This is a genomic window from Jatrophihabitans sp., from assembly GCF_036389215.1.
Lineage (GTDB): Bacteria > Actinomycetota > Actinomycetes > Mycobacteriales > Jatrophihabitantaceae > Jatrophihabitans_A.
On record NZ_DASVQG010000026.1, the window covers coordinates 1 to 2,960 of the forward strand.

The following is a 2,960-nucleotide window of genomic DNA, read 5'->3' on the forward strand; positions in this document are numbered from 1 at the left end:
CGCAGGAGCAGACCGACGTGGAGACGTTCGCGGTGCTCGAGCCCACCGCCGACGGCTTCCGCAACTACCTGCGGGCCGGGGAGAAGCTGCCACCGGAGGTCCGGTTGCTGGACCGGGCCAACATGTTGACTCTGACCGCTCCGGAGATGACGGTGCTGGTCGGCGGCCTGCGGGCCCTGAAGGCCACCCACGGGCAGTCCGATCACGGGGTGTTCACCGACCGGCCCGGGACGCTGACCAACGACTTCTTCGTGAACCTGCTCGCGGCGGACACGGAGTGGAAGGCCTCGGAGTCGGCCGAGCACGTCTACGACGGCCGGGACCGCGCCAGCGGCGACCTCAAGTGGACGGCTACCGCCGTCGACCTCGTGTTCGGGTCCAACTCCCAGCTGCGGGCCATCGCCGAGGTCTACGCCAGCGCCGACGCGCAGGAGAAGTTCGTCCGGGACTTCGTGGCCGCCTGGAACAAGGTCATGATGCTCGACCGGTTCGACGTGCCCTCACATCAGATCGCCTGATGGTGTGACGTCCGGGCCGGCCAGCACCTGGCCGGCCCGGACATCCTCGGGCAGCACCTGGCAGGCAGGAGGCCAGAGAGGCTCTGACGCTGGCCGTGCGGCTCGGGATGGACGCCGGCATCGTCGGGATCGGAGAAACGGCTGTTTCGCCTGCTCGTGACACCTCGACGTGGCACCGCCGGTCCCCAGCGCGCTACGCCACGGCCTTGACCTTGCAGAACCTCGTGGTTCGGGATGTGGCGGCGTTCTCGGTACCGTCAGTGCAGCCGGATGTTCCGCGGCGGCTGGAAGGTGCCACGAACGGTGTTGACCCTGCTGGGCTGGCTGGCGGTCGTGGCCCTGATTGCCGCTAACGCTGTCTTCGTGGCCGCGGAGTTCGGCTTGACCTCCGTCGATCGCGGCCGGGTCGCCCGCGACGCCGAACGCGGGGACCGGCGGGCCAGGGCGGTGCAGCGGGCCACGTCGACGCTGTCGTTCCAGCTGTCGGGCGCACAGCTCGGCATCACCGTCTGTTCGCTGCTGCTCGGGTTCGTCGCCGAACCGGTGGTCTCGGCCGCGCTGCACCCGGTCACTGTCGCGGTGGGCTTGGGCGAGGCCAGCGAGGTGGTGGCGCTGATCGTCGGTCTGCTGCTTGCCACGATCGCGCAGATGCTGTTCGGCGAGCTGGTACCGCAGAACCTCGCACTGGCCCGTTCGTTGGCAACCAGCCGCCGTATCGTGCCGCTGCTGCTCGGCTTCACCCGCGTGTTCCGGCCAGTCATCGCGGCGTTCAACGGCGCCGCCAACGCCGTGGTCCGCGCGCTCGGCGTCGAGCCGCAGGAGGAGCTGCGCTCGGCCCGGTCACCGGCCGAGCTGCGGTACCTGATCACCTCGTCGGCGGCCGAGGGGGCACTGCCGGCGGCGACGGCGGACCTGCTGCGCCGCAGCCTGTCCTTCGGGGACAAGATCGCCGCCGACGTCATGACGCCGCGCGTGGACGTGGTGGCACTGTCGCGACACGCGACGGCAGCGGAGCTGTTGGCGGCGGCCCGCACCAGCGGCAGGTCACGGTTTCCCGTCTACGGCACCGACCTGGACGACATCACCGGCGTCGTGCACCTCAAGCACGCCTACGGTGTCGATCGGCACTCGCGAACCACGGTGCGGGTGGATCGGCTGATGGTCGAAGCCGAGCGGGTGCCCACCACGCTGCACTGCGAGCCGCTGCTGCACACCCTGCGCCGCGGCAGCCTGCAACTCGCGGTGGTCATCGACGAGTTCGGTGGCACCGCCGGCGTGGTCACGGTGGAGGATCTGATCGAGGAGATCACCGGGCCGATCCGCGACGAGTACGACACCGGCGAGATACCGGAGGTCATCGCTCTGACCGACGGCCGGCGCTCGGTGAGCGGCCGGCTGCATCGCGACAACTTCACCGAGGTGTTCGGCTGGCCTCAAGTGAAGGGGCCGTTCGACACGCTGGCCGGGTTGGTCCTGGCGCGCCTGGGGCATCTGCCCGGTCGAGGTGAGGACCTCACGATCGAGGGCTGGGTACTCACCGTGGACCGACTCGACGGCCATCGCATCGACAGGCTGATCGCTGCTCCGCCACCACAGGTCTCGCCGTTCGCGACGGAAGAAGGCACGCCGTGAGCATCGCGCTGGCCATCGTGTTCCTGTTCGGCAACGCCGCCTTCGTCGCCGCGCAGTTCGCGCTGATCACCACCCGCCTGGACCAGGTGGAGCCGCTGGCCCAGGCAGGCAACCGCCGCGCGGCGATCGCACTGGCGCAGATGCGCGGGCTGGACCGGATGCTGGCCGGCTCGCAACTGGGCATCGCATTATGCTCGCTCGGACTCGGCGCCGTGGCCGAGCCGGCATTCGCGCACCGGCTGGAAAAGCTGTTCGACGCCTGGTCGCTGCCGGCCTCCGCGCTGCACCCGGCGGCGTTCGTGCTCGCCCTCGCCTTCGTGTCCTTCTGCCATATGGTGCTGGGCGAAATGGTTCCCAAGAATCTCGCGCTGGCCAACCCGCTGCCCAGCGCTCTGGTGCTCGGGGTGGTGATGGCGGGGTGGACCAGGCTGACCGGCGTCGTGCTCACCGTGATCAGCGCGCTCGCCAACGGGGTGCTCCGGCTGGCAGGTGTGCAGCCCACCAGTGAACTGAACACCACGTACTCGACCGAGGATCTGGTGCACCTGGTCAACGAGTCCGCCGCCGAGGGCCTGCTTGCTCCCGATGATCAGCGCCGATTGCAACAGGCCCTCGCACTGGACACGCTCACCCTTGCCGACATCGTCATCCCCCTCGGCCGCCTGGTCGCCCTCAGCCCCGGCGCGCGCATCGGGGATCTGCAACGCGTGATCGCTGCCAGCGGCTTCTCCCGGTACCCGATCCGGGCCGGCAACCGGCTCACCGGCTATGTCCATGCCAAGGACCTGCTCAGGCTGGAGGCGCTGGGAC

General features: G+C 69.7%; 3 protein-coding genes. All 3 read left to right on the plus strand.

The window, feature by feature from the left end:
* On the plus strand, window positions 1–518 hold a 518-nt coding region (locus VF542_RS00990), incomplete at its 5' end, for a peroxidase family protein (RefSeq protein WP_408649839.1).
* Window positions 519–821: 303 nt separating this feature from the next.
* Window positions 822–2,150 carry a hemolysin family protein gene (locus VF542_RS00995; RefSeq protein WP_408649840.1) on the plus strand — a complete coding sequence of 443 codons (1,329 nt, stop codon included), beginning with the start codon at window positions 822–824 and terminating at the stop codon, window positions 2,148–2,150.
* On the plus strand, window positions 2,147–2,960 hold an 814-nt coding region (locus tag VF542_RS01000), incomplete at its 3' end, for a CNNM domain-containing protein (protein ID WP_408649841.1). The genes VF542_RS00995 and VF542_RS01000, both read left to right, overlap by 4 nt.